Annotated in this window: 1 protein-coding gene and 1 pseudogene; both read right to left on the bottom strand. The window is 68.9% G+C overall.

What is annotated here, in order from left to right:
• A pseudogene (locus ACIOFR_RS41935) lies at window positions 1–578 on the bottom strand (proteasome ATPase); the annotation flags it as partial.
• A gap of 280 nt (window positions 579–858) precedes the next feature.
• On the bottom strand, window positions 859–2223 hold the full coding sequence (locus ACIOFR_RS41930) for a PhoH family protein (RefSeq protein ID WP_401006051.1): 1365 nt from the start codon (window positions 2221–2223) through the stop codon (window positions 859–861).
• Window positions 2224–3266 lie beyond the last annotated feature (1043 nt).

Genomic DNA, 3266 nt, shown 5'->3' with positions numbered 1-3266 from the left:
ATCTGCTCGATCTGGTTGCCCAGGCCGCCGATCTGCCGGTAGTCGATGTCCGGGACCTCTTCGAGGACCAGCTCCTCGACCTCGGACTTCGGCACGACCTCGTACACGTAGCCGGAGCGGGGCTCCAGCAGCAGGGCGTCACCGGGGCGCAGCGTGAGGCCGTGCAGCGGCTCGGCGAGCCGGACCACCCGCTCCTCGTCGGTGTGGCCGGTGACCAGGGCGCGCTCGCCGTCCTCGAGGACCTCCTTGAGGGTGACGATGTCGCCGATGCTCTCGAAGGCCATCGCGTCGACGATGTTGAGCGCCTCGTTGAGCATCACCTCCTGGCCGCGACGCAGGTCGTCCAGGTCGATGCTAGGGCTGACGTTCACGCGGAGTTTGCGTCCGCCGGTGAAGATGTCGGCGGTGCCGTCCTCGTTGCGATTGAGGAAGGCGCCGAATCCGGCGGGGGGCTGGGCGAGCCGGTCCACCTCCTCCTTGAGGGCCACGATCTGGTCGCGGGCCTCTCGGAGGGTGGAGGCGAGCTTTTGGTTATGGGCGGTGGCCTTAGCGAGCTTGGTCTGGAGCTCGGTGATGCGTTGCTTGGGAACTCTGGACGGGGTGGGTGGGGTGCCGGCGCTTTGGGTGTGCGTGTCGCGGTCCACTGTCACGGTTCTCACCTCCTGCGAAGGGGGTTGTGGGCTGGCCTAGCGGATGCGGGGATGTACGGAGTCGGGTCAGTGGTGCCGGCAGGAGACGAATTCGGGCTGTGGAACCGCGCTGCGGCAGCGGTGAGGGCGATCGGGCGGTGCAGTGCGCCGTGAGGTGGCGGACTCTGCCGTCGCCCGGGGGCGCGGCAGTGGGGGAGTGGGCTTGCGGTCAGATCTCGGGGTTCTCGAGCAGCTTGGTGACCAGTGCCGCGATGGGGGAGCGCTCGGAGCGGGTCAGCGTGATGTGGGCGAACAGCGGGTGCCCCTTGAGCTTCTCCACCACGGCGACCACGCCGTCGTAGCGGCCCACCCTCAGGTTGTCGCGCTGGGCGACGTCGTGGGTGAGCACCACCCGGGAGCCCTGGCCGATCCGGGAGAGCACCGTCAGCAGCACGTTGCGCTCCAGCGACTGGGCCTCGTCCACGATCACGAAGGCGTCGTGCAGGGAGCGCCCGCGGATGTGGGTCAGCGGCAGCACCTCCAGCATCCCCCGCGCGATCACCTCCTCGATCACGTCCGGGGTGGTGACGGCGGAGAGCGTGTCGAAGACCGCCTGGGCCCAGGGGCTCATCTTCTCCGACTCGGAGCCGGGCAGATAGCCGAGCTCCTGCCCGCCGACGGCGTACAGCGGCCGGAAGACCATCACCTTCCGGTGCTGCTGACGCTCCAGCACCGCCTCCAGGCCCGCGCAGAGCGCGAGCGCGGACTTGCCGGTGCCGGCCCGGCCGCCCATCGAGACGATGCCGACCTCCTGGTCGAGCAGGAGGTCCAGCGCCACCCGCTGCTCGGCGCTGCGGCCGCGCAGTCCGAACGCCTCGCGGTCGCCGCGGACCAGCCGGACCCGGCCGTCGTGGGTGACCCGGCCGAGGGCGCGCCCGCGCTCGGAGGTCAGCACCAGGCCGGTGTGCACCGGGAGTTCGCCCGCGCCCTCGATGTCCACCGCGGCGTCGTGACCGGCCCCGAAGAGGGAGTCCACCTGGTCGCCGGAGACCTGCAGCTCGGTCATGCCCGTCCAGCCGGACGTGATCGCCAGCTCGGCCCGGTACTCCTCGGCGAGCAGACCGACCGAACTGGCCTTGATCCGCAGCGGCAGGTCCTTGGAGACGACGGTGACGTCGTACCCCTCGGCCTGCAGGTTGCGGGCGAGGGCCAGGATGCGGGTGTCGGCCTCGCCGCCGCCCGCCCGGTAGCCGGCCGGCAGTATCGACGGATCGGAGTGGTTCAGCTCGACCCGGATGCTCCCGCCGAGCTCCCCGACCGGGATCGGCTCGTCGAGCCGGCCGTGGCGGATCCGGAAGTCGTCCAGCAGGCGCAGCGCCTGGCGGGCGAAGTAGCCGAGCTCCGGGTGGTGCCGCTTGGCCTCCAGCTCGGTGACCACCACCACCGGGAGGACGACCTCGTGCTCCTCGAAGCGCGTCATGGCTAGGGGGTCTGCCAGGAGCACGCTGGTGTCGAGAACGTACGTGCGCCGCTCTGGTGTCCGGCGGGGGTGCGCGGGCAGTTCGGGGCCGGTGCCGCGGTTTTCGGTGCTCATGTGGGCTCTCCTTGCCAACGGAGCCGGTGCCTGGCGTGGTCCGGCCGCAGAGGGACCTGCGGCTCGAGGCCCCGACAGGGCCGGTGATCTCCTGCGGGGCCGGGGCGGAGGCTGAATCAGCACTGCCGAGGCCCGCAGATCTACGGCTGGACGTCGTCTGCAACGTCCGGTCATTCGCGAGGCGGTTGGGAAATCGGACTTCACCGTCTCCATTTCAAGGTGTGTCCGCGAGGGTAAGTTCCCTGACTCGCAGGCATCCTGACCATGCATAACGTAGTTTCGGCTGAATTCTGGATGTGGCTCCTGAATGGTTTGCAAATATCTATTGTGGGTCAATGTATTCGATATGAATTCACCTGGCGGTGATTTGGAATTGCAGAATGATCATTCATGAGTAGCTGTTTCCACGCACCATAGTCAGCGAGGCCTTCCGCTGGAACGTGAGGTGACTCACAGCATGTCGACAGCTGGCTGCAGGCGATCGTGGCCATCCGGACTGCGGCCTGCCGGCCGCGGCCGCCGCACACGGGCGGTGGTCCCTCTGAAGGCGCCCAGCAGACAGCCGGGGCCGAGGTGCCCAGAAGTGGGCAGGCACGGGGCGGGACACCAGGGGAGAATTGGGCACCACCGGCTTCTGACCTCCCACAACAGCGCCGCAGCCGCCCACCCCCGCTGTCTGACAAGCCCAGTCCGGCTCGTGTCCGCTCCGAACTCAGAGGTGTGAAGCCCGGCGGTGACTCCCCGGGGGATCGCTGCGACTGCTCGGAAGCCGCATGCAGGGGCACCGGCCAGGCCAGTGACACGACGCCTTCGGCGACCGGCCTGCGCGGGAGACCGGGAGCAGGCGATGACGAGCTGCACGAGGGCGAGCACGAGTCCGAGTCGGCTACCGGGCGTTGGAGCGCCGAGCTGATTCTGGGGCCAGATTCGCCCGCCGTGTCTGGGCAGTTGAAGTTCCCCCTTGGAACTGGACAGCGGGTGCTTACGCTGCGGGGGTGAAGTCGTGCTGCAGTCTGGCTCGGGTTTCGAGTGGGGTGAGGTAC

Source organism: Kitasatospora sp. NPDC088346 (assembly GCF_044740765.1).
GTDB lineage: Bacteria > Actinomycetota > Actinomycetes > Streptomycetales > Streptomycetaceae > Kitasatospora.
Note: the sequence above shows the minus strand (reverse complement) of the source record. Positions and strands in the feature narration are given on the sequence as shown.